The organism is Lichenibacterium minor (assembly GCF_004137685.1).
Taxonomy (GTDB): Bacteria; Pseudomonadota; Alphaproteobacteria; order Rhizobiales; family Beijerinckiaceae; genus Lichenihabitans; species Lichenihabitans minor.
The window spans coordinates 15010-35786 of record NZ_QYBB01000004.1 but is presented as its reverse complement, the minus strand read 5'-3'; the positions used below and the strand labels follow the sequence as shown (position 1 = coordinate 35786).

21 protein-coding genes and 2 tRNA genes are annotated in these 20777 nt (G+C 71.2%); 16 read left to right on the top strand and 7 right to left on the bottom strand.

The annotated features are described in order from the left end of the window. Positions 1 to 5 precede the first annotated feature (5 nt). The 3 genes from lpxA (at position 6) to D3273_RS05440 (ending at position 4288) form a co-directional block, all read left to right on the top strand. Complete coding sequence (lpxA, locus tag D3273_RS05450) at positions 6 to 842, top strand: acyl-ACP--UDP-N-acetylglucosamine O-acyltransferase (protein ID WP_245501009.1); 837 nt, start codon at positions 6 to 8, stop codon at positions 840 to 842. Between the two features lie 10 nt (positions 843 to 852). Then, a complete protein-coding gene (lpxB, locus tag D3273_RS05445; RefSeq protein WP_245501008.1) occupies positions 853 to 2028 on the top strand; it encodes a lipid-A-disaccharide synthase in 1176 nt (391 codons plus the stop codon). A gap of 133 nt (positions 2029 to 2161) precedes the next feature. Continuing rightward, positions 2162 to 4288 carry a GumC family protein gene (locus D3273_RS05440; protein WP_245501007.1) on the top strand — a complete coding sequence of 709 codons (2127 nt, stop codon included), beginning with the start codon at positions 2162 to 2164 and terminating at the stop codon, positions 4286 to 4288. A gap of 190 nt (positions 4289 to 4478) precedes the next feature. Here the strand turns inward: D3273_RS05440 and D3273_RS05435 are convergent, their stop codons facing one another. Further along, on the bottom strand, positions 4479 to 5672 hold the full coding sequence (locus D3273_RS05435) for a GNAT family N-acetyltransferase (RefSeq protein ID WP_129224305.1): 1194 nt from the start codon (positions 5670 to 5672) through the stop codon (positions 4479 to 4481). 122 nt (positions 5673 to 5794) lie between these two features. Between D3273_RS05435 and D3273_RS05430 the strand changes: the two genes are divergently transcribed. After that, complete coding sequence (locus tag D3273_RS05430) at positions 5795 to 6847, top strand: polysaccharide deacetylase family protein (RefSeq protein WP_129224303.1); 1053 nt, start codon at positions 5795 to 5797, stop codon at positions 6845 to 6847. Here D3273_RS05430 and D3273_RS05425 read toward each other — a convergent pair. Then, a complete protein-coding gene (locus D3273_RS05425; protein WP_129224301.1) occupies positions 6834 to 7076 on the bottom strand; it encodes a DUF2842 domain-containing protein in 243 nt (80 codons plus the stop codon). The genes D3273_RS05430 and D3273_RS05425 overlap by 14 nt on opposite strands. A 150-nt stretch (positions 7077 to 7226) precedes the next feature. Between D3273_RS05425 and D3273_RS05420 the strand changes: the two genes are divergently transcribed. Beyond that, on the top strand, positions 7227 to 8363 hold the full coding sequence (locus D3273_RS05420) for a COX15/CtaA family protein (protein ID WP_129224299.1): 1137 nt from the start codon (positions 7227 to 7229) through the stop codon (positions 8361 to 8363). Positions 8364 to 8420: 57 nt separating this feature from the next. On the opposite strand, the gene D3273_RS05415 is transcribed toward D3273_RS05420, so the two are convergent. Both D3273_RS05415 and D3273_RS05410 read right to left on the bottom strand, forming a co-directional pair. Continuing rightward, positions 8421 to 9854 carry an MFS transporter gene (locus tag D3273_RS05415; protein ID WP_129224297.1) on the bottom strand — a complete coding sequence of 478 codons (1434 nt, stop codon included), beginning with the start codon at positions 9852 to 9854 and terminating at the stop codon, positions 8421 to 8423. Positions 9855 to 9868: 14 nt separating this feature from the next. After that, positions 9869 to 10303: a CoA-binding protein gene (locus D3273_RS05410; protein ID WP_129224295.1), complete on the bottom strand. Its 435-nt coding sequence runs from the start codon at positions 10301 to 10303 to the stop codon at positions 9869 to 9871. Between the two features lie 175 nt (positions 10304 to 10478). Between D3273_RS05410 and rplM the strand changes: the two genes are divergently transcribed. From rplM to argC, 3 genes are all read left to right on the top strand, one after another. Beyond that, positions 10479 to 10949, top strand: a complete 471-nt coding sequence (gene rplM, locus D3273_RS05405) for a 50S ribosomal protein L13 (protein WP_129224293.1) — start codon at positions 10479 to 10481, stop codon at positions 10947 to 10949. Continuing rightward, the gene (gene rpsI / locus D3273_RS05400; protein ID WP_129224291.1) at positions 10949 to 11428 is read left to right on the top strand and encodes a 30S ribosomal protein S9; all 480 of its coding nucleotides are present in this window, start codon (positions 10949 to 10951) and stop codon (positions 11426 to 11428) included. The genes rplM and rpsI overlap by 1 nt, the downstream gene beginning before the upstream one ends. Before the next feature lie 106 nt (positions 11429 to 11534). Further along, on the top strand, positions 11535 to 12443 hold the full coding sequence (argC, locus tag D3273_RS05395; protein WP_129224289.1) for an N-acetyl-gamma-glutamyl-phosphate reductase: 909 nt from the start codon (positions 11535 to 11537) through the stop codon (positions 12441 to 12443). A gap of 72 nt (positions 12444 to 12515) precedes the next feature. On the opposite strand, the gene D3273_RS05390 is transcribed toward argC, so the two are convergent. Further along, positions 12516 to 13364 carry a fumarylacetoacetate hydrolase family protein gene (locus D3273_RS05390; protein WP_129224287.1) on the bottom strand — a complete coding sequence of 283 codons (849 nt, stop codon included), beginning with the start codon at positions 13362 to 13364 and terminating at the stop codon, positions 12516 to 12518. 94 nt (positions 13365 to 13458) lie between these two features. Continuing rightward, positions 13459 to 15435: a PHA/PHB synthase family protein gene (locus tag D3273_RS05385; RefSeq protein ID WP_129224285.1), complete on the bottom strand. Its 1977-nt coding sequence runs from the start codon at positions 15433 to 15435 to the stop codon at positions 13459 to 13461. Positions 15436 to 15648: 213 nt separating this feature from the next. Between D3273_RS05385 and D3273_RS05380 the strand changes: the two genes are divergently transcribed. The 8 genes from D3273_RS05380 to D3273_RS05345 all read left to right on the top strand — a co-directional run bounded on the left by D3273_RS05380 (position 15649) and on the right by D3273_RS05345 (position 20014). Beyond that, positions 15649 to 16050 (top strand): hypothetical protein, encoded by a 402-nt coding sequence (locus D3273_RS05380; protein ID WP_129224283.1) that lies wholly within the window; start codon positions 15649 to 15651, stop codon positions 16048 to 16050. 79 nt (positions 16051 to 16129) lie between these two features. Then, positions 16130 to 17347: an LL-diaminopimelate aminotransferase gene (locus tag D3273_RS05375; RefSeq protein WP_129224281.1), complete on the top strand. Its 1218-nt coding sequence runs from the start codon at positions 16130 to 16132 to the stop codon at positions 17345 to 17347. Continuing rightward, a complete protein-coding gene (locus D3273_RS05370) occupies positions 17344 to 18078 on the top strand; it encodes an SIR2 family NAD-dependent protein deacylase (RefSeq protein ID WP_245501006.1) in 735 nt (244 codons plus the stop codon). Before D3273_RS05375 ends, D3273_RS05370 begins: the two co-directional genes overlap by 4 nt. Before the next feature lie 176 nt (positions 18079 to 18254). Continuing rightward, positions 18255 to 18878: a cold-shock protein gene (locus D3273_RS05365; protein ID WP_129224279.1), complete on the top strand. Its 624-nt coding sequence runs from the start codon at positions 18255 to 18257 to the stop codon at positions 18876 to 18878. Positions 18879 to 18918: 40 nt separating this feature from the next. Next, complete coding sequence (locus D3273_RS05360; protein WP_129224277.1) at positions 18919 to 19392, top strand: DUF192 domain-containing protein; 474 nt, start codon at positions 18919 to 18921, stop codon at positions 19390 to 19392. Between the two features lie 56 nt (positions 19393 to 19448). Further along, positions 19449 to 19525: transfer RNA gene (locus D3273_RS05355), tRNA-Pro, on the top strand. A 54-nt stretch (positions 19526 to 19579) separates the two neighbouring features. Then, positions 19580 to 19891, top strand: coding sequence for an ETC complex I subunit (locus D3273_RS05350; protein ID WP_129224275.1), 312 nt, complete (start codon positions 19580 to 19582; stop codon positions 19889 to 19891). Positions 19892 to 19937: 46 nt separating this feature from the next. After that, positions 19938 to 20014: transfer RNA gene (locus D3273_RS05345), tRNA-Arg, on the top strand. A gap of 108 nt (positions 20015 to 20122) precedes the next feature. Here the strand turns inward: D3273_RS05345 and D3273_RS05340 are convergent. Beyond that, entirely contained in the window at positions 20123 to 20707 is a 585-nt protein-coding gene (locus D3273_RS05340) for a helix-turn-helix domain-containing protein (RefSeq protein ID WP_165359385.1), read from the bottom strand. Between the last annotated feature and the right edge of the window lie 70 nt (positions 20708 to 20777).

Below are 20777 nucleotides of genomic sequence, written 5' to 3'. Positions count from 1 at the left end.
CGCCGATGTCTGAGGACGACATGCGGGACCACGATGCCGGTCCCCACATCCACCCGTCCGCCGTCGTGGCGCATGCCGCCCGGCTCGGGCGCGGGGTCCACATCGGTCCCTTCTGCACGGTCGGGCCGGACGTGGTGTTGGGCGAAGGCGTGCGCCTCGTGTCCCACGTCGCCGTGGCGGGCCACACGACGATCGGCGACGGCACGCGCGTGTTCCCCTTCGCGTCGCTGGGGCACGAGCCGCAGGACCTGAAGTTCCGCGGCGAAACCTCGGAGCTGCGCATCGGCCGGGACTGCATGATCCGCGAAGGCGTGACCATGAACCCCGGCACGGCGGCGGGCGGGCTCCTGACCAGCGTCGGCGACCGCAGCGTGTTCCTGGCGCAGAGCCACGTGGCGCACGACTGCCGGGTCGGCGACGAGGTCATCTTCTCCAACAACGTCATGCTCGCCGGCCATTGCACGGTGGGCGACAACGCGATCCTGGGCGGGGGCGCCGCCGTGCACCAGTTCGTGCGCCTCGGCCGGCACAGCTTCGTCGGCGGCCTCGCCGGCGTCGAGCACGACGTGATCCCCTACGGCATCGCGCTGGGCAACCGTGCCCACCTCGCCGGCCTGAACGTCGTCGGCTTGAAGCGCCGCGGCTTCTCGCGCGAAGCCATCCACGAGCTGCGCCGCGCCTACAAGCTGCTGTTCTCGGGCGCCGGCACCCTGCGCGAGCGCACCGAGGCGGTGGCGGCCGAGTTCGGCGGCCACCCGCAGGCCGACGAGGTGCTGGCCTTCCTGCGCGACGGCGGCGAGCGGGCCATCTGCGTCCCGCGCGACGGCCGCGACCTGCCGTGAGGCCGGCGCGGTGACGTCCGCCGACGCGGGCCGCGCGCCGCGCGTCTTCATCGTGGCGGGCGAACATTCCGGCGACCACCTCGGTGCCGGCCTGATCCGCGCCCTGCGCGAGCGCGCCCCCGGCGTGAGCGTCGCGGGGGTGGGCGGCGACGCGATGGCGGGCGAAGGCCTGTCGTCGCTGTTCCCGCTGTCCGACATCGCCGTGATGGGGTTCGTGCCCGTGGTGGCGCGGCTGCCGCAGCTGCTGCGGCGCATCCGCGACACGGCCGACGCCGCCGTGGCGGCGAAGCCCGACGTTCTGGTGATCGTCGACAGCCCGGACTTCACCCACCGCGTCGCCAAGCGCGTCCGGGCTTCGGCGCCGGGGATCCCCGTGGTGGACTACGTCAGCCCCACGGTCTGGGCCTGGCGTCCGGGCCGCGCGCCCGCCATGCGGGCCTACGTCGACCATCTCCTGGCGCTCCTGCCCTTCGAGCCCGCCGCGCACCTGCGGTTGGGCGGCCCGCCCTGCACCTACGTGGGTCATCCGCTGATCGAACGCCTCGACGCGCTCCGGCCCGACGCCGCTGAAGCCGCCGCCCGGTCGCGCCCGACGCTGCTGGTGCTGCCGGGCTCGCGCCGGTCCGAGATCCAGCGCCTCACGGCGGTGTTCGGGGACGCGGTGGGCCTCGTGGCGGAGCGCGTGCCCGGTCTCGACGTGGTGCTGCCGGCCGTCGCCGACCGCGCGGACGAGATCCGCGCCCGCGTCCGGTCCTGGCCGGTGGCGCCCCGCCTGGTCATGGGCGAGGCCGCGAAGCTCGCCGCCTTTCGCTCCGCCCGCGCGGCGTTGGCGGCTTCGGGCACAGTCACGCTGGAGCTGGCCCTGTCGGGCGTGCCCATGGCGGTGGCCTACCGGGTGTCGCCCCTGGAAACCTGGCTGCGCTTCGTCGTCAAGGTGCCGTCGATCGTGCTGCCGAACCTCATCCTCGGCGACAACGCCTTCCCGGAGTTCCTCCAGGGTGCCTGCACCGCCGAAGCCCTCGCGGCGGCCGTCCTGCCGCTGATGGGGGACACGCCGGCGCGCGCCGCGCAACTGGCCGCCTTCGCGCGCCTCGACGGCGCGATGCGCATCGCCCCGGGCTCGACCCCGAGCGCGGAAGCGGCGCGGATCGTGCTCGCCGCCGCCAGCGCTCCGCATCGGCCTTAACGGGCCCCCGACCCATTTAATCGGTTGTGAACCCTGATGGTGTTGACTGCGGTCCACGGGTTCACGACTTCCGCCGGCCATCACGGGCGCGGCGGGATCGCGCTGGAACCCTGCGCGTGATCGAGGGTCGGCGATGTCGATGCGGAGCGAGTTGGACGAGGGGCGTGCGGCGTCGCCGCCCGTGGGGCGCGAGCTCGACGTGGGTGCGCTCGGCCGCGCGATCTCCGCCCGGCGGTGGTGGATCCTCGGGCCGGCACTGGCCTGCTTCGTCGGCGCGCTGCTGTTCGTGTCGCTGGTGTCGCCGCGCTACACCGCCGAATCGAAGGTGCTGGTGGAGAACGGCGAGAACTACTTCACCCGCCCCGACCGCTCGGACCAGCTCGCCACCACGCTGCCCGACGATGAAACGGTGCAGAGCCAGATCCAGCTCATCCAGTCGCGGGACATAGCCCGCCGGGCGATCCGCAGGCTGGATCTCAAGGGCAACGCCGAGTTCGATCCCCTGGCCAAGGGCGTCGGCGTCCTGTCCCGCATCGCGATCCTGCTCGGCCTGGAGCGCGACCCCACCGCGACCTCGCCCGAGGACCGCATCCTGTCCAACTACTACGACCGGCTGACCGTGTATTCGGTGCCGAAGTCGCGCGTCATCGCGGTGGAGTTCACCGCCACGGACCCCGACCTCGCCGCGCGGGCCGCCAATACGGTGGCGGAGCTCTTCATCGAGGCGCAGTCCGCCGCCAAGCGCGACAGCGCCAGCTCTGCCGCGGCGTCGCTGGCGTCGCTGGTCACGGACCTGCGCGGCCGCGTCGCCGACGCGGAAGCCAAGGCCGACGCCTACCGCACGCAGTCGGGCCTGCTGCAGGGCTCCAACAACGCCAACATCTCCACCCAGCAGCTCGGCGACCTGAACACCCAGCTCGCCCAGGCCCGCACCGCCCAGGCCGACTCCCAGGCGAAGGCCAAGGTCATCAAGGCGATGATCGCGCAGAACCGCGTCGGCGAGATCCCCGACGTCGCCAACAACGAGTTCATCCGCCGCCTGTCGGAGCAGCGCGCGACCCTGAAGGCCGAGATCGCCCTGCAGACCCGCACCCTGCTGCCCGGGCACCCGCACATGCAGGAGCTGAACGCCCAGATGGCGGACGTCGACGCCCAGCTCCGCACCGCGGGCGAGAAGATGGCGCGGACGCTGGAGAACGACGGCCACATCGCGGCCGGACGGGTCGAGAACCTCCTGGCCGCCCTGGACGCCCAGAAGAAGACCGTCGGCACGGCCGGCGTCGATCAGGTGCGCCTCAACGGGCTCGACTCGCAGGCCCGCCTTCTGAAGGACCAGCTCGAGTTCAACACCGCGAAATACCAGGAAGCCGTCGCCCGCGAGAACGCCGCCTCGACGCCCGCCGACGCGCGCGTGATCTCGCGCGCCGTGCCGCCGCAGCTTCCGTCCTTCCCCAAGAAGGTGCCGATCATCGCCATCGCGACCATCGCGGGCCTCGTGCTGTCGCTGGGCGTCCTGGTGTCGCGCGAGCTCCTGTCCGGGCGCGCCTTCGAGGAGGGCGAGACGGAGTCGCCGACGGTCGCCACGGCCGTCCGGGAGGGCAGGCCGGTCGTCACCGAGGCCGCCCGGGAAGCGTCGGGCGAGGCGAGCCTGCAGGCCGCCCTCGAAGCGCTGCGCGGATGCCGGGCGCAGAACCACGCCGCCCGCGCCCTCGTGGTGCCGTCCGCGGCCGGCACCGAGGCGCCCGCCGCCGTGATCGCCCTCGCGCGCCGGCTCTGCGCCGAGGGGCGCACCATCTTGGTGGATTGCAACGCCGGCCGGCCCGCCGTTCAGCCGCGCCACCTGTCGCTCGACAGCTACGGCGCGACCGACGCCGCGCCGCTCGGCCTTGGCGAGCTGTTGGCGGGCGGCGCGAGCTTCGCAGAAGTCATCCACCGCGACAGCCAGTCCCGGCTCCACGTGGTGCCCACGGGCGCCCTGGCGGGCACCGCCGAAGCCTTCGACGCGGTGGGCCTCGTGCTCGACGCGCTCGGGGAAACCTACGACTACGTCGTGCTGCACGCGCCGGGGGCGTCCGATCCCGTGACGCTGCGCCTCGCGCCCGACTGCGATGCCGTCGTGATGGTCCACGGACCCGAGGCCGGTGCGGCCGACCTGGACGAAGCGCGCGCCGCCGTGTCGCGCGCCGGCGGACCGGCGATCGTCCACGGCGTGCCGGCCGCGGCGCTGGAGCCGCGCGCCGCCGTCCGGCGCGCGGCCTGACGGAAGCGCGACGGGAACGCATCAGCGTCTCCGTCGCTTTGTCCCGTCCGGGCGGCGCCGGCCTTCGTGGTGCCGTGCGGCACTGCCGGACGACGCCGGATGGCTCATTCCCGGCCTGGAGCGGTGCTCGTGGCGCGCGGGGATCCGCCTCGGGGCCGGCGCCGCTCGGCGCGGGCCGGCCCTCGGCGGTTCAGCGGAGGCGGCGGAGGCGCTGCGCCAGCGGCCACGCCCAGCTGGATTGCTTGATGGTCCGCTTGACGTGCAGCCGGCCGGCTTCCGCCCAGGCGAAGGCGCGCCCGCGCGGCGTCACGCCCACGAGGCTGTCGAACAGCGGCTCGACCTCGGGGCAGTAGCTTTCCTTGTAGCGCGCTTCGCCGACGCCGAGGTCGAAGGTCGTGTATCCCGCCGCGCAATGGACCTTGATCACCTCGGACAGCAGGAGCTCGCCCGGGCTCGTGCGGGCGATCTCGGGATCGGCGTCGAACGAGGTCAGCATGCCGCAGAAGCGGTTCTGCGCCCGCGTGCCGGCCAGCGTCGCCACGATGCGATCGCCGCACCGAAGGCCGTAGAGCGTGACCGGTCCATCCGCCCCGACCGTGCGGTCGAGAAACCCGCGCAGGCCCGCCAGCTCGTCGGTGGGGATGCCGGAGGCCACGTTGCGCAGCCTGCGCTGCGTCGTGAAGGCGTCGAGCAGGTCCGCCGCTTCGCCCCGCGTGCGGGCTTCGGCCAGGGACACGGGGCCGAGTGCGCGCAGCCGGTTCAACTTCTGCCGGACCTTCTTGCGCGTGTCGCGCGACAGGCGCCCGCGCAGGAAGGCGTCGGCGTCGGGCTCCAGCGTCGCCTTGTAGGCGAAGCTCGGGCTCGGCTGCTGCGGCAGGGCCGCCAACGGATTGGCCGTGCCTTCCCAGGCGAGGGGCTGGTTGCGCAACGCGAACAGGTCGATCCCCGACTCGCCCGCAGCGCTGTCGAGGAGCAGCGCGCGGATCGCGTCGGCCGTCCAGCTCGGCCCCGGCGCGAACAGGCCCATGTTGAAGTTGCTGTCCTTGGCACCCAGGAACGACGCCACCGTGAGGCCGCCCCTGCGATGGAGCCCGAGGGGCAGGAGCGCCACGGCGCGGCCGTCGGCGTCCCGCGCCACGACGACGAACGGCGTCACGCCCGACGCGGCTCCGACGGTCTCGATCCAGGGCAGGACCCAGCCGGGCGACTGGTAGGGCGAGCCCGCCGCCGCGGCGAGGGCGCTCCAGTCGTCGATCACGGCCCGGGGACGGGCGTGGACCTCGACGCTGGCGAAGGGTCGGCTTGGCACGATGGAGCGGGATCCCGTGGGGAACGGCGCGATGCCGCCGAGGGCCGGGCGCAAGGGCGACGCGACATGCGACATAGGGGTAGGGTCTCCGACGACGCTCGGTCCCGTCCCCGGGAATGCAGTGAGGATGATAGCAAGGAAGTCGCAAGCGCTCGCTGATAAACGCCGGGTTGGGTAAACGGCGGGTTGGGCGGGCCATGCGCGACAGGATCATCGGTGCGGGCTTCTCGGCCCTGGGCGCCACGGGGCTGCACCGCTGGGCCGCACCGCGCTTCCGCGGGCTCGGCGCCATCCTGATGTTCCACCACGTGCGCCCGGGCGTGTCCCGCGCGTTCGACCCCAACGGCATGCTGGAGATCACGCCGGCTTTCCTGGATGCCGCTTTGACGCGGGTGAGGGCGCTCGGCTACCGCATGCTGTCGATCGACCAGGCGGTCGACGAGCTGCGCGCCGGCGGGACCGCGGGCGCGCCGCCCTTCGCGGTGCTGACCTTCGACGACGGCTACCGCGACAACCTCGTCCACGCCCTGCCGGTGCTGGAGAAGCACCGGGCGCCGTTCACCGTCTACGTCACGTCGGGCTTCGCGGACCGCACGGCGCGGCTCTGGTGGGTGGAGCTCGAGGAAGCGGTTCGGCGCGGGTCGCGCGTCGCTCTGCAGCTCGACGGCGAAACCCTGTCGCTGCCGGCCGGGACGGCGGCGGAGAAGCGGGCCGCCTTCAAGGCGGTGTATTGGCCGCTGCGGGGCGGAGCCGAAGACCGGCTGCTCGCCGCGGTGGGCGCCCTGGCGCAGGGGCAGGGGATCGACGGGCGCGGGCTCGTCGAGGACCGCTGCATGGACTGGCCGGAGATCGAGAGCCTCGCCCGCCATCCGCTCGCGACGATCGGCGCCCACACCCTGACCCACCCGCGGCTGGCGCGGCTCGACATCGCCGACATGCGGACCGAACTCGGCGCCGCGAAGACGATCCTCGAGGAGCGGCTCGGCAGGCCGGTGGTGCACCTCGCCTATCCGGTCGGCGATCCCGGCTCGGCCGGCCGCCGCGAGTTCGACGCCGCGAAAGCCTTCGGCTATGCCAGCGCGGTGACGACCCGTCCCGGCCTGGTCCACGCCGGGCACGCTGCGCACCTCACCGCGCTGCCGCGCGTGTCCGTCAACGGGCTGTGGCAGGACCTCAGACACTTCGAGGTGCTGCTGTCCGGCGCCGCCTTCGCGTTGTGGAACCGCGGCCGCCGCGTCAACGTGGCCTGACGCGCGACGGGGCGTCCGGCTCCGGGTCCGGCCGCTCCATCCAGGCGATGAGCGGCAGCAGCGGCAGGATCCAGGCGAGGCCCAGCGCGGCGAAGATCACGGCCTGGACGGGCCCGGGCGCGGTGCGGATGGCGTTGGCCTCCGCCGCCACCATGGCGCATACGGCGTAGATCATGACGAAGGCCAGCATGGCGCCGGCGCCGATGAACTTGCGGAAGCGTCGGCTCATGGCGTTTCCCGTCCTGGTCCGGAGCCTTGTGTCCCCGCCCCGGAAGAGTATCAGTGCCGCCGGAGCGGGCCGATGCGACAGGGTGCGCGTGGTTCGCCCCGCCCCGGACGCCTACATCCGGGGCGTATCCCGTCAGGTGTAAGCCGTCCCATGTCGATCCCACAAGCCCGCACCGCGCCGGCTCCCGTCGCGCTCCGCCCCGCTTCCGACGCGCCGGCCGCCAGCCGCGCGCGATCGCTCGCGCCGCTGCGGGCGTGGCTCTGGGTCGTGGCGGGCTGCATCTTCGCCATGGTGGTGGTGGGCGGCGCCACGCGCCTCACGCAGTCGGGCCTGTCGATCACCGAATGGAAACCCGTGATGGGCGCCCTGCCGCCGCTGGGCGAGGCCGCCTGGGCGGCCGAGTTCGACCGCTACAAGCAGATCCCGCAATACGCGCTGCTGAACCCGGACATGACGCTGTCGGGCTTCAAGTCGATCTACTATTGGGAATGGGCGCATCGCCTGCTCGGGCGGATCGTGGGCTCGCTGGTGCTGCTGCCGCTCGCCTTCTTCTGGCTCACCGGCCGCCTGACCCCGGCGCTGAAGCCCAGGCTCGTCGGCCTGTTCCTGCTCGGCGGCGTCCAGGGCGTCATCGGCTGGTTCATGGTGAAGTCGGGCCTGAGCGCCCGCACGGACGTGTCGCAATATTTCCTGGCCCTCCACCTCGTGACGGCGTCCCTGGCCTTCGTGTGGGCGATCTGGCTGGCCGAAGGGCTGCGACGCGCGCCCGCCGGCCGCCAAACCCCGGCCCTGGACCGCTTGCGCCGCACCGCGACCGCGTTGGTCTGGCTCGTGCTGCTGCAGATCGGGCTCGGCGCCTTCGTGGCGGGGCTCCACGCCGGCCTGGTCTACAACACGTGGCCGCTGATGGACGGGCACCTGGTGCCGCCGCTGGCCGACCTCGCGCGCCAGTCCCCGTCCTGGTCGAACCTGTTCGAGAACGTCACGACGGTGCAGTTCGACCACCGCACCGTCGCCTATGCGGTGCTCATCCTGGCGCTGTTCCACGCCGCGGACGCTTGGAGCGGTGCGCCCCGCACGGGCGTGTCCCGGCGCGCCGGGCTGCTGGTCGCGGCCGTGCTGATGCAGGCCGCCATCGGCATCACGACGCTGTTGCTCGTCGTGCCGCTGTGGGCCGCGCTGCTCCACCAGGGCTTCGCCATGGTGGTGCTGGCCACGGCGGTGCTGCACCGCCGGCGCTTGAGCGCGCCGGCGTTGCGCGTCGTCCGGGCGTCCGCCGGGGCCTGACCGGCGCGGCCGCGCCGTTCGCGGCCGCCCTTCGCCCCGGCGTCCGGGCTTCGACCCTCAGCGCGCCGACAGCGGCTTAGTAATCGATTCCAGCGACTGCCCTTCCGCCTTGACGCCGATGAGCGCTTCGACGCCCGCGGCCAGCACCATCAGCACGCCGCCGCCGACGTAGCCCCAGAATAGCGGCTCGCGCGAGCCCGCGCCGATCAGCGCCCCGTAGAGCGCCGGGGCGCCGACGCCGCCCACCAGCGTCCCCGCCGCGTAGAAGACCGCGATGGCCATGCCGCGGATCTCCAGCGGGAAGATCTCGCTCACCGTGAGGTAGGCCGCGCTGGCCGCCGACGAGGCGATGAAGAAGATCGCCGTCCAGCACAGCACCTGCGTGGTGGCGGTCAGCAGCCCTTCGCGGAACAGCCAGCCGCTGGCGGCGAGCAGGATGCCCGCAGTCGCATAGGTGAGCACGATCATGGGTTTGCGGCCGACCGTGTCGAACAGCCGGCCGATCACCAGCGGGCCGATGAAGTTGCCGATCGCGAAGGGGAACAGGTACAGGCCGGTCTGCCCCGGCGCGACGCCGTAGAAGGTGCCGAGCACCAGCGCGTAGGTGAAGAAGATCGCATTGTAGAAGAAGGCCTGCGCCACCATCAGCGATAGGCCGAGCAGCGACCGCGACCGGTGCTCGTGCGCGATGGCATGCCAGATCTCGCCCCACGGCGTCGTGTTCCGCACGCGGATGCTCGACGTTTCCGTGACGGGCGCCAGCATGTCGGGGTGGTCGCTCACCTGCTCCTCGATCTCGCCGACGATCCGTTCCGCTTCGTCGTTGCGGCCGTGGGTCATGAGCCAGCGGGGGCTTTCCGGAACCCAATGGCGCAGGAAGATGATGCCGAGGCCGAGCAGCGCGCCGATGCCGAAGGCGTAGCGCCAGCCGCGGTCGACGGGGAAATACGCCGGGTCGAGCAGCAGGATCGAGGCCGCGGCGCCGAGCGCAGCACCGAGCCAGAAGGTCGAGTTGATGATGAGGTCGACGCGGCCCCGCACGCGGGCCGGGATGAGCTCGTCGATCGCCGAGTTGATGGCCGAATATTCGCCGCCGATGCCCGCCCCGGTGAGGAAGCGGAAGACCAGCAGGGAGCCGAGGTTCCACGAGAAGGCCGTCGCCAGGGTGGCGGCGAGGTACAGCAGCAGCGTGACGGTGAAGAGCTTCTTCCGGCCGAGCCTGTCGGTGAGGTAGCCGAACACGAGCGCCCCCAGCACCGCGCCGGCGAGGTAGGCGGCGGCCGTGAAGCCCACCTCCGCGTCGCTCAGCCCGAGGCTGCCCTTGTCCTTCAGGACGCCCGCGACCGAGCCGGCGAGCGTCACTTCGAGCCCGTCGAGCACCCAGGTGATGCCCAGCGCCACGACGACGAGCCAGTGCCAGCGGCTCCAGGGCAGGCGGTCGAGGCGGGCCGGGACGTCGGTCTCGGTCCAGCGGGCGGCGGCGTCCGACATCGTGATCCCCTCCTTCATCGGGCGCCGTCGAGGCGTGCCGCCTCGATCTTCGGGCACCTGTCCATGATCACCGTGACGCCGGCCGCTTCGGCCCGGGCCGCCGCGGCATCGTCGCGCACGCCGAGCTGCATCCACACCGTTCGGGGCAGGGGCGACAGCGCCAGAGCCTCGTCCACCACGGCGCCGGCGGCGTCCGCCCGGCGGAACACGTCGACGAGGTCGATCTCGCCCGGCACGTCGGCCAGCGCGGCGGCGACGCGCCGCCCCAGGATCGTGCCGCCGGCGAGCCCCGGGTTGACGGGATGGACCTCCGCGCCGCGGGCGATCCACCACGCCATCACGCCGTGCGACGGCCGCGCCGGATCGGCCGAAGCGCCGACCAGGGCTACGGATCGCGTGCGCTCCAGCACGGAAGCCACCAGGTCATCGGGATAACGGTCGTGGTGCAAGGCGTTCCTCCCGGCGACGCCTGCGGTATCTCGATACCGCAGGCGCCAAGCCTATGTTTTTCTGCCCGTTTCGGTTCCGGACGCGTTGACGGCGCATCGCCGCTTGCGTAGAAGCACCGTCAGCGGCGGCCTCCCTCGGGATGGTCGCCTCTCCCGTTACGGAACCCTAAACCTCATGTTTGGCAAGACTCATTCGACCAAGACGGCCGAGATCGAGAAGCAGTGGGTCGTGATCGACGCCACCGGCCTCGTCGTCGGCCGTCTCGCGTCCATCATCGCGCTGCGCCTGCGCGGCAAGCACAAGCCGTCCTTCACGCCCCATATGGACGATGGCGACAACATCGTGGTCGTGAACGCCGACAAGGTCGTGTTCACCGGCCGCAAGAAGGAACAGAAGGTGTACTACCACCACACCGGCTATCCGGGTGGCATCAAGGAGCGCACCGCGAAGTTCATCCTCGACGGCCGCTTCCCCGAGCGCGTCGTCGAGAAGGCCGTGGAGCGCATGCTCCCCCGCGGCCCGCTGGGCCGCAAGCAGCTCGGCAACCTCCGCGTCTACAAGGGCGCCGAGCATCCCCACGAGGCCCAGGCCCCGGTGGCGCTCGACGTCGCCGCCATGAACTCCAAGAATTCCAGGAGCCACTGATGGCCGAGACCCTCTCGTCCCTGCAGGACCTCGCCAACATCAACGCCTCGGCCCAGCCCGACGCCCCCGTCCACGTCCAGAAGCTCGACGCCCAGGGCCGCGCCTACGCGACCGGCAAGCGCAAGGACGCCGTGGCCCGCGTGTGGATCAAGCCCGGCTCGGGCAAGATCACCGTCAACGCCCGCGCCTTCGACGTCTACTTCGCCCGTCCGGTGCTGCGCATGATCGTGCAGCAGCCGCTCGGCATCGTGGGCCGCGCGAACCAGTACGACCTCACCGTCACGGTGGCGGGCGGCGGGCTGTCCGGCCAAGCCGGCGCCGTGCGCCACGGCCTGTCCAAGGCCCTGACCTACTTCGAGCCGGAGCTGCGCTCCACGCTGAAGCGCGAAGGCTTCCTCACCCGCGACAGCCGCGTGGTCGAGCGCAAGAAGTACGGCCACAAGAAGGCCCGCAAGTCCTTCCAGTTCTCCAAGCGCTGAGCTTTCAGCGCCGGAACGGAACGAAAGGCGGCCCCCCGGGCCGCCTTTTTCTTTGACACGGGACTGCGCTGCACCATCATCGCGGCGTGGCACGGGGGAGCGCGACATGGCGACGGTGTTCATCGACGGCGAAGCGGGGACCACGGGCCTCGGCATCCGCGACCGCTTGGGCCGGCACGGCCGCGTCGAACTGCGCTCCATCGACCCCGACAAGCGGAAGGACCCGGCCGCCAAGGCGGAATTGATGTCCGGCGTGGACGTCGTCGTCCTGTGCCTGCCCGATGCGGCCTCGCGCGACACGGTGCGGATCGCCGACGGGCTCGGGGCAGGGGCGCCCAAGGTGCTCGACGCTTCGACGGCCTACCGCGTGGCGCCGGACTGGACCTATGGCTTCCCGGAGCTCGACGCCGGCCAGGCGGACCGCATCCGGGACGCCCGCCGGGTGAGCAACCCCGGATGCTACGCCACGGGCGCCATCGCGCTGCTGCACCCGCTCGTCGCGGCCGGGCTGATCCCCGCCGACCACCCGCTCGCCATCAACGCGGTCAGCGGCTACAGCGGCGGCGGCAAGAGCATGATCGAGGACTACGAGGCGGGACGGGCGCCGGCGTTCCAGCTCTACGGGCTGGAGATGGAGCACAAGCACCTGCCCGAGATCCAGCGCTTCGCCGGGCTGTCGACGCGGCCGATCTTCGTGCCGTCCGTGGGCAACTTCCGCCAAGGCATGGCGGTCAGCGTGCCGCTCCATCTCGATGCGTTGCCGGGCCGGCCGAAGCTCGCCGACCTCGAAGCCGCGCTGGACGCCCATTACAGGAATGCGGAGCACGTCCGCGTGGTGCCGCACGAGGGACGGGTCGACCCCCAGGTCGGGGTCGACACCAATGCGATGCAGCTCCGCGTCGCGGGCAGCGACCCGCGCCGGCAGGCCGTGCTGGTGGCGACCCTCGACAACCTCGGCAAGGGCGCGTCCGGCGCCGCGGTGCAGAACCTGGAACTGATGCTCGGCCTGAACTGACCGGGCCCGGGGACCGCGAACCGCCCCCGGGCCCTCCGGCGAGGGCCGGGCCTCACCGGGTTCGACGCCGCGTCAGGTCTTCTGCCAGGCGACGACGGTCTGTTTCTGTTCGCCGAGCCCGGCGATGCCGAGGCTCATGACGTCGCCGGCCTTGAGGAAGGTGGCGGGCTTCATGCCCAGGCCGACGCCGGGCGGCGTGCCGGTGGTGATGATGTCTCCGGGTTCCAGCACCATGAAGTGCGAGATGTAGCTCACGAGCTGCACCACGTTGAAGATCATGGTCGCGGTCGAGCCCGTCTGCATGCGCTTGCCGTTGACGTCGAGCCACATGTCGAGCGCCTGCACGTCGCCGACCTCGTCCGGCGTCACCAGCCAGGGGCCGAGCGGCCCGAAGGTGGCGCAACCCTTGCCCTTCATCCACTGCCCGCCCCGCTCCGTCTGGAAGGAGCGCTCGGACACGTCGTTGCACACGCAGAAGCCCGCGACGTGGTCCATCGCCTCCTTCTCGCCGATGTAGGAGGTGCGGGCGCCGATCACGATCGCCAGCTCCACCTCCCAATCGCTGCGCTCGGACGCCTTCGGCAGCATCACATCGTCGTGCGGCCCGACGATGCAGTTCGGCGCCTTGTTGAAGAGGATCGGCTCCTTCGGGATCGCGGCGCCGGTTTCGGCGGCGTGGTCGGCGTAGTTCAACCCCACGGCGATGAAGTTGCAGGGACGGGCCACGCAGGGCCCGATGCGGGGCGACCCCGGCACCAGCGGCAGGCTGTCCGGATCGGCCGCCCTGACCCGGTCGAGCGACGCCGCGCTCAGGTGCTCGCCGGCGAGGTCCGGCAGGAGGCCGCCGAGGTCGCGCAGCGCGCCGCCGTGGATCAGGCCCGGCTTCTCGCGTCCGGGTTCGCCGTAGCGCACCAATTTCATGCTCGTCTCTCCCCGAGGCCGGACGCGTCATCGGGCGCCGGCTGCGGCCGGAACTATGCGGCGCGGCCGCGGCAGCGACAAGGGCGGCCGGCGCTCAGCTCTTCACGCGGACGTATTCGCCGGGCGCGTCGCAGAGCGGCTCCAGCACGCCGCCGCCGGGCTCCCGCGCCGGCACGGTTTCGGGCGCCTGGGCGGCGACCCAGGCCATCCAGTCCGGCCACCAGCTGCCCGCCGTCTCGTCGGCGGCCGCGAGCCAGGCGTCGAAGCTGTCGCCGACCTCGGGGCCGGACCAGAACTGGTATTTCGGCTTGTAGGGCGGGTTGACCACGCCGGCGATATGGCCCGAGCCGGCCAGCACGTAGCGCATCGGCCCGCCGAAGAACCGCGATCCCACAAAGACGGACTTCGCCGGGGCGATGTGGTCCTCCTTTGTGGCGAGGTTGTAGACCGGGACGGTAACGCGACCGAGGTCGAGCGTTTCGCCGCCGATCACCATCTCGCCCTTGGTGAGTTTGTTCCCGAGGTAACAGTTGCGCAGGTAGAAGGCGTGGTTGGCCGCCGGCATGCGCGTCGAATCGGAGTTCCAGGTCAGAAGGTCGAAGGCCATCGGCGCCTTTCCCTTCAGGTAGTTGTTGACCACGTAGGACCAGATGAGGTCGTTGGGCCGCAGCATGTTGAAGGCGTTGGCCATCTTCGAGCCCTGGAGATAGCCCTGGGCCTTCATCTGCGCTTCGACGGCCTCGATCTGGTCCTCGTTGGCGAAGACCTTGAGGTCGCCGGCGTTGCGGAAGTCGGTCTGCGCCGTGAAGAAGGTCGCGGACGAGATCCGGTCGTCCCCCTTCAGCGCCATGTAGGCCAGCGTCACGGCGAGCAGCGTGCCCCCGACGCAATAGCCGATCGCCGTGACGTTTCGCTCGCCGGTCGCCCGCTCGACGGCATCGAGGGCCGCGAAGATGCCTTCGCGCATGTAGCTCTCGAAATTCTTGTCGGCGTGGCGCTCGTCCGGGTTGACCCACGAGATCACGAAGACCGTCAGCCCCTGGTCGACCGCCCATTTGACGAAGCTCTTCGCCGGGTTGAGGTCCAGCACGTAGAACTTGTTGATCCACGGCGGCACGATGAGGAGCGGCCGCCGATACACCTCCGGGGTCGCGGGGGCATATTGGATCAGCTCCATCAGCTCGTTGCGGAACACGACCTTGCCGGGCGTCATCGCCATGTTGACGCCGAGTTCGTGGACCGAGTTGTCGCTCTGCCGGATCTTCAGGTCGCCCTTGCCGGCGGCGATGTCCTCGGCGAGCATGCGCATGCCGCGAACGAGGTTTTCGCCGCCTTCCTCGAAGGTGTGCTTCAGCAGTTCCGGGTTGGTGGCGAGGAAGTTCGACGGTGACAGCGCGCCCGTGAGCTGGCGGAGGTAGAAGCGCGCCTTGTCGCGCGTTTCGTCGTCGAGTTCCGCATCCTCGACCAGGCCTTCCGCCCAGCCGGTGGTGATCGTGTAGGCCTGGCGGATGAAGTCGAAGCCCGGCAGCTCGCGCCATTCGGGCGCGGCGAAACGCTTGTCCGCCGTCCGGGTGGGCTCCGGCTCGGGCGCCGGGCCCCCGGCCATGCGGCGCATCGTGCCGGCCCACAGGTCCACCATCTGGCTCGACAGCGACGCCTGGGCCACCATCATCCTGGCGGGATCGGTGAACCACTGGGCCGCCACCTGGCCCAGCGTTTGGACCATGTCCTTCGCTTCTTCCCCGCCCTTCGGCGGCACGCCCATCCGGGCGCGGGGCTCCATGTAGGCGGCGGCGACCTTCTGGCTTTCGGCGACCAGCAAACCCATGTTGCGCGACAGCCTGTCGAAATCGGCGTGGCCGGGCAGGGGGGCGGCGTCGCCGGGGCCGGGATCCGGCGCGGGACGGGGCTCGGCCCGCGGCGCGGCGTCGCGCGCCGGTGCGTCGCCGGCTTCCGCGGCGGCGGCCGTCGGCGCGGGATCGTGCAGGGTCGACGCCCGCTCGGCCGGCGGCCTGGTCGAGGGCTTGGTCGCGGCGCGGGGCTGCTGACGCGGCGGACGCTGGTCCTTCATGGCGCTCTCCCTTTCGATCCCGGCGCGCCCTCGCGGGGTGGCCCGTCGTCCCGTCCGCCGCCGGGGAGGTTCTCCGCCGCCCCTGGCATCGGCCCGACCGGGCGCGGACCGCTCACGCGCTTGCCGTCCCGGTCGGGACATAATATCCCGGCACCCTTCAGTGTCGGAAGCCCATCGGGCGTCGCTGCGACGTCGGCCGCGCGGGGTACATGTATGTTGGGGAAAGAGCCTGATCGCAAGTCGAGTTCCGGCCGGTGGCTCGCCGCGCTGGCGCTCGCGGCCGTCCTCGCCGCCCCGCCGCCGGTGCGCGCCGCCGAAGGCCTGTGGGACAGCGTGCTGGAAAAGATGAACATCAAGGCCGCGCCCCCCGGGCCGGGGCCGGATTTCGTGGAGCGGACCCGGCCGGACGCGGCCGACCTCGGCTACCTGCCGACCGCGACGCCCCACAGGGTGTCGCCCCTCCCGGTGAAGACGCCCGGCCAGATCGAGGCGCAGAAGTCCGCCCTCGACGCCGCGCAGCAGCGCCAGCTCCACCCAGGCGCCCCGAAGCCGCTCGGGATCGGCAAGGGCAAGAGGGCCGCCAAGCCCGTTCCCGAGCCCGCCGTTGCGGATTGATTCACCAAAAACCCGCATTTTCCCGTATGGATCGTGGCTCGCCCGCGACTGCCCCCTCCGACCCAGGGTCGTTACCGAGATGTCCGATTTCCACCGCGTCCGCCGCCTGCCGCCCTACGTCTTCGAGCAGGTGAACCGCCTCAAGGCAGCGGCCCGGAATAAGGGCGCAGACATCATCGACCTCGGCATGGGCAACCCCGACCTGCCGGCGCCCAAGCATGTCGTCGACAAACTGGTCGAGACCGCGACGAAGCCGCGCGTCGACCGCTACTCGTCGTCGAAGGGCATCCCCGGGCTGCGCCGCGCCCAGGCCCATTATTACGGCCGCCGTTTCGGCGTGAAGCTCGATCCCGACCGACAGGTCGTGGCGACGCTGGGCTCGAAGGAAGGCTTCGCCAACATGGCCCAGGCCATCACGGGCCCGGGCGACGTCGTGCTGGTGCCGAACCCGTCCTACCCCATCCACGCCTTCGGCTTCCTCATGGCGGGCGGCGTGATCCGCTCCGTGCCGGCCGAGCCCACGCCGGATTATTTCACCGCGCTCGAGCGCGCCGTGGTGCATTCCATCCCCAAGCCCCTGGCCGTGGTGGTGTGCTACCCGTCCAATCCCACGGCGATGATCGCTTCGCTCGACTTCTACCGCGACCTCGTCGCCTTCGCGAAGAAGCACGAGATCTTCATCCTGTCCGACCTCGCCTATTCGGAAGTGTATTTCGAGGGCGAGCCGCCGCCCTCCGTGCTCCAGGTCCCGGGCGCCATGGACGTGTGCGTGGAGTTCACCTCCATGTCGAAGACCTTCTCCATGCCGGGCTGGCGCATGGGCTTCGCGGTCGGCAACGAGCGGCTCCTCGCCGCGCTGACCCGCGTGAAGAGCTACCTCGACTACGGCGCCTACACGCCCATCCAGGTGGCGGCAGCGGCGGCGCTGAACGGCCCCGAGGACTGCATCGCCGAGATGCGCGCCATCTACAAGGCCCGCCGCGACGTCATGGTCGAAAGCTTCGCGGCGTCCGGCTGGGCGGTGCCGGCGCCGGCCGCGTCCATGTTCGCCTGGGTGCCCATCCCGGAACGGTTCAAGCACCTGGGCAGCCTGGAATTCTCGAAGCTGCTCATCGAGCGGGCCGACGTGGCGGTGGCGCCCGGCATCGGCTTCGGGGAGCACGGCGACGACCACGTCCGCCTGGCGCTCGTCGAGAACGAGCAGCGCATCCGCCAGGCGGCGCGGGGCATCAAGAAGTTCTTCGATGCCGCCGACACCCGGCTCCACAACGTGGTGCCGCTGAAACAATCGGCTTGACGGCCGGCGGCGCCGCGCTCGCGCGCCTGCTCGGGGACGCCCGCGCCGTGACGGTGTTCACGGGCGCGGGCATCTCCACCGAATGCGGCGTGCCGGACTACCGCTCCCCCGGCAGCCCGTGGCGCGCCCATGCGCCCATCGCCTTCGCCGACTACCTCGCCGACCCCGCGATGCGGGCGGAAGCGTGGCGACGCAAGTTCGCCATGGACGACCTTTATGCCGCCGCGCGGCCGGGCCGGGGCCATCGGGCCGTCGCCCGCTGGGCGGCCGCCGGGCGCGTCCGCGCGGTCGTCACGCAGAACATCGACGGGCTGCACGGGGCCGCGGCCGGCCCGGACGACGAGATCGTCGAGCTGCACGGCGTCGGCTCGCATGCGCGCTGCCTCGGCTGCGGCGATCGCCACGAACTCGGCCCCATCCGCTCGCGGTTCGAGAGCCACGGCGCGCTCCCGGAATGCGCTTGCGGCGGGATCGTCAAATCCGCCAGCATCGCCTTCGGCCAATCCTTGGACCCGGCCGTGCTGCAGCGCGCCGTCGAAGCGTCGCTGGAGTGCGACCTGTTCGTCGTCCTCGGCTCGACGCTGCTGGTCCGCCCGGCGGCGCGCTTCCCCGACCTCGCGCGGCGGAACGGCGCGCGCCTCGCGATCGTCAACCGCGAACCGACGCCGCTCGACCGTGAAGCCGACCTCGTCGTCCACGCCGACATCGGCGACACCCTCGACCCGCTCTGACCCCGATCGACGGGCCGTGCGACGCGACGCCGCGGCACGGGGCGCGTGGCCGGCAACACACATTTCATAATCTTGCGATCGCCCCCGCGATTTCGACTTTGACGGGATTCCGGCGGTGCTAAGGTCGTCCCATGGCGTTTCGGGGTCGATTCGCCCGGCGGGCGGCGCGGCCTCGAATGCCGCGACGCGGGGCGGCGCCGCTTCTGGACGGGGTGATCGCGTTGGGCAGCAAAGATCAGTCCTCGGACCTGCAGGCCGGCCTCGACGAGGGCGGGGACTTCGCGCTCGACCTCGTGGAGGTCGCGGGCGAGATCAAGTGGTTCGACGTGTCGAAGGGCTACGGCTTCATCCTGCCCGACAACGGCATGCCCGACGTCCTCGTCCACGTCACGACGCTGCGCCGCGACGGCTTCGGCGCCGCCCGGGAAGGCGCCCGCGTCGTCTGCGAGGTGCTGCAGCGCGCGAAGGGCCTCCAGGTGTTCCGGGTGCTGTCCCTCGACCTGTCCACCGCCGTCCACCCGTCGCAGGCTCCCGCCCCCCGCACCCACGTCCAGGTGGTGCCGACCGGCGGCTTCGAGATCGCCGTGGTGAAATGGTTCAACCGCGTGCGCGGCTTCGGCTTCGTGTCGCGCGGGGACGGCACCCAGGACATCTTCGTCCACATCGAGGTGATGCGCCGCTACGGCATGACCGAGTTGAAGCCGGGCGAAAGCGTGATGGTCCGATTCGGAGACGGGCCGAAGGGCCTCATGGCCGCCGAGGTGAGGCCCCTTGAATCCGGCTCTCCCGCGTCGCATTGAGTTCCGGAAGCGGGCGCGGCCCGCGGACGGACGCCCCGCCATGCCACGTGTTTCTGCCCCCACGACCGCCTTCGCGCTGGCCCTCGCCGCCCTGGTGTCTGCCGCCCAGGCGGCGGCTCCCGCGGGATCGCCGCCCGCGGTCGACGACCTCGCCATCGCCACGGCGAGCGGCACGCACCATTTCGCCGTCGAGGTGATGCGAACGCGCGACCAGCTGGAGAGGGGCCTGATGTTTCGCCGCCAGATGGCGCCCGACAAGGGGATGCTGTTCGACTTCGGCGCGTCCAAGCCCGTGTCCATGTGGATGAAGAACACCTACCTGCCGCTCGACATGGTGTTCATCGCCGCCGACGGGCGCGTCGTGTCGGTGAAGTCGAACGCCGAACCCCTGTCCGAGGCCATCATCCCGTCCGGCGGCGACGTGCTCGGCGTGCTCGAGATCAACGCCGGCACGGCGGCCAGGATCGGCGTGAAGCCGGGCGACCGCGTGGTCGACCCCATGTTCGCGCCCTGACCTTGTCGCCACGGGGCCCCCATGCTACCGAGATGCGTCGGGACCCGTCGATCGTCCGGGGTGTAGCGCAGTCTGGTAGCGCATCTGCTTTGGGAGCAGAGGGTCGCAGGTTCGAATCCTGCCGCCCCGACCAATCATCGTTCCGATCGGGCCGCTCGCGGCCCGCCGTCACCCGAGGTGAAGCGTCTTGACCATCGCCCGCATCTATCGTCCGACCCGCGGCGCCACGCAATCGGGCCACGCCCGGACCAAGGCGTGGCTGCTCGAATACGAGCGGACAGAGCCGGTCGAGATCGAACCGATGATGGGCTGGACCGGCTCGTCGGAAACGGAGATGCAGGTCAAGGTGACGTTCGACACCCGCGAGGAGGCCGTCGCCTTCGCGGAAAAGCGCGGCATCGCCTACGAGGTCGAGGATCACCTGCCCGAGCAGGAGCGCCGCGGCCTGTCCTATTCGGACAATTTCAAGTCGACCCGCGTCGGCCAGTGGACACACTGATGCCGGTTCGCCCGAATCGCGGCCGTCCCCGAGCGGGCCGGTCCGAGACTCCGTAGCTCAGTTGGATAGAGCAGCCGCCTTCTAAGCGGCAGGTCGAAGGTTCGAGCCCTTCCGGAGTCGCCATCGATTACAGAACGTCGCCGGAGTTCGCCCCGGCCCGTCGACCGGGCAGACCTCGGGGCGCCGGTGCGCCCGGCGACGGGGAGCGCGAGCTTCCCGTCGAGCGTCGTGTCACTGCACCAGCGAAGGGACGTCTTCGGGGGCGGCGGGCGCCACGGGCGGTTCGGCTTCGACCGGAGCCTTCGAGGCCACGATCGCTTCCATCAGGTTGTAGAGCTTCAGCTTGACGCGCTCGTCCTCGATCGAGTGCAGGATCCGGATGATCTTCACGTCGTAGGTCGCGCTCGCCCGCGACCGCTTGCGGCGGTCCACGATGTCGGCCAGTTCCATGCCGCCGGAGGTTTCCCCCTCGGGGGTGATGTCTTCGAAGAAGAAGGAGATGTCCTTCTCGAGGATGCGGGCGATGTTCATGAGCTGGCTCGCGCTGATGCGATCCTTGCCCAGCTCGTACTTCTGGACCTGCTGGAACGAGATGCCGAGCTGCTCGCCGAGCGCGCCCTGCGAGATCCGCTTCTCGATCCTCGCAAAGCGCACCCTCGCTCCGAGATGGCGATCGACTGCATGATTTTTCCGCGCCATCATGTCCTCTTGCTGAGCGCTGTGGTCCCGGTCCCTAGCACGGATGCCGGGATTGAACCAAGGGGTTGCGATTGACTTGGGCGAGAAATCGTTTTCTTCAACCGCTTGGCCCTGCATATGCACAGTCTGAGCGCCATTTCCCACTGAAGAATGCGGATCGGGGGTCGGCAACATTGGCGCGACACCG